Origin of the sequence: Streptomyces sp. UH6 (assembly GCF_013421635.1) — a bacterium.
GTDB classification, from domain to species: Bacteria; Actinomycetota; Actinomycetes; order Streptomycetales; family Streptomycetaceae; genus Streptomyces; species Streptomyces abyssomicinicus.
In genome coordinates, this window is record NZ_JACADT010001368.1 from 1 (window position 1) to 1,146 (window position 1,146).

The 1,146-nt window shown below is 74.6% G+C and carries 1 protein-coding gene; it reads left to right on the forward strand.

The window, feature by feature from the left end; genetic code table 11:
• Positions 1 to 1,146 (forward strand): acetyl/propionyl/methylcrotonyl-CoA carboxylase subunit alpha (locus HW445_RS31940; RefSeq protein ID WP_180224250.1); only part of this gene is annotated, 1,146 nt, incomplete at both ends.

The following is a 1,146-nucleotide window of genomic DNA, read 5'->3' on the forward strand; positions in this document are numbered from 1 at the left end:
CGCGCAGGCCTGCGCCGACGCCGGGCTGGTCTTCCTGGGCCCGCCCGCCTCGGCGATCGACCTGATGGGCGACAAGATCCGCGCCAAGGAGACGGTCCGCGCGGCCGGCGTCCCGGTGGTGCCGGGCTCCAGCGGCAGCGGTCTGACCGACGCCGAGCTGGTCGCGGCGGCCCGGGAGATCGGCATGCCGGTGCTGCTCAAGCCCAGCGCGGGCGGCGGCGGCAAGGGCATGCGCCTGGTCCGCGAGCAGTCCGCGCTGGCCGAGGAGATCGCCGCGGCCCGCCGTGAGGCCCGGTCCTCGTTCGGCGACGACACGCTGCTGGTGGAGCGCTGGATCGACCGTCCCCGGCACATCGAGATCCAGGTGCTGGCCGACACCCACGGCAACGTCGTGCACCTGGGCGAGCGCGAGTGCTCGCTCCAGCGTCGCCACCAGAAGATCGTCGAGGAGGCGCCCAGCGTCCTGCTGGACGAGCGGACCCGGGCGTCGATGGGTGAGGCGGCCGTCCAGGCGGCCCGCTCCTGCGGCTACGTCGGTGCGGGGACGGTGGAGTTCATCGTCCCCGGTGGCGACCCCTCCTCCTACTACTTCATGGAGATGAACACCCGCCTCCAGGTGGAGCATCCGGTGACGGAGCTGGTCACCGGCCTGGACCTGGTCGAGTGGCAGCTGCGGGTGGCCGCCGGCGAGCCGCTGCCGTTCGCGCAGGAGGACGTCACCCTCACCGGCCACGCCGTGGAGGCCCGGATCTGCGCCGAGACCGTGTCCGTGAAGGAGGGCTCCCGCGGCTTCCTCCCGTCCGGTGGCCGGGTACTCGCCCTGCGCGAGCCCTCCGGCCCGGGCGTGCGCACCGACTCCGGGCTGGCCGAGGGTTCCGAGGTGGGCAGCCTCTACGACCCGATGCTGGCCAAGGTGATCGCGCACGGCCCGGACCGGGCCACCGCGCTGCGCCGGCTGCGCGCCGCCCTCGCCGACACGGTCGTGCTGGGTGTGCCCACCAACGCCGGGTTCCTGCGCCGTCTGCTGGCCCACCCCGACGTGGTGTCGGGCGAGATGGACACCGGGCTGGTGGAGCGCGAGGCCGAGTCGCTGGTCCCGGAGGGGGTGCCGGCGGAGGTCTACGAGGCGGCGGCCGCCGTCCGGCT